This is a genomic window from Paracoccus salsus (genome assembly GCF_021556615.1).
Lineage (GTDB): Bacteria > Pseudomonadota > Alphaproteobacteria > Rhodobacterales > Rhodobacteraceae > Paracoccus > Paracoccus salsus.
Genome location: NZ_JAKGGD010000026.1, coordinates 1 through 599, shown reverse-complemented (window position 1 = coordinate 599; position 599 = coordinate 1). Strand labels below are relative to the sequence as shown.

The window sequence follows — 599 nt, the reverse complement described above, 5'->3', positions numbered from 1 at the left end:
GGCTCCCTCGGCCTGGGCGGCGCCCTCGCGGGCCTGGCGATCCTCACCCGCACCGAGATGCTGGTGATCGTCCTGGCCGGGCTCATGGTGGCCATCACGCTGTCCGTGATCATCCAGGTGGGGTACTTCAAGGTCTCCGGCGGCAGGCGGGTGTTCCTCATGGCGCCGCTGCAGCACCACTTCGAGCTCAAGGGGTGGGCCGAGGTCACCGTCGTGGTCCGGTTCTGGCTCATCTCCCTGCTGTGCGTGAGCGCCGGCCTCTCGCTCTTCTACGGCGAGTGGCTGCTGCACCAGGGCGGTCTGGCGGGGGTGACCCCGTGAGCGGCGCGCCGACCCCCGTGACCCGTCCGATCGCGGACACCGACCGCACCCGTGACCTGTCCTCGTGGGACGACGCCGGCTGGCGCGGCCTGCGGGTCGTGGTCACGGGCCTCGGGGTGAGCGGCTTCGCCGCCGCGGACACCCTGGCCGAGCTGGGCGCCGTCGTCGTGGTGGTGGACGGGGCGGACACCCCGGAGAACCGGGCGAAGGCGGAGACCCTGCGCATCGTCGGCGTCGCCGACGTCCTGCTCTCGGAGGAGGCCACCCGGTCCCTGCCC

Annotated in this window: 1 protein-coding gene and 1 pseudogene; both read left to right on the top strand. The window is 73.0% G+C overall.

Features of this window, described 5'->3' with window-relative positions; genetic code table 11:
• Positions 1-321: pseudogene (locus tag L1965_RS15955) on the top strand (hypothetical protein); the annotation flags it as partial.
• Positions 318-599 (top strand): hypothetical protein (locus L1965_RS15950; protein WP_235757412.1); only part of this gene is annotated, 282 nt, incomplete at its 3' end. The pseudogene L1965_RS15955 and the gene L1965_RS15950, both read left to right, overlap by 4 nt.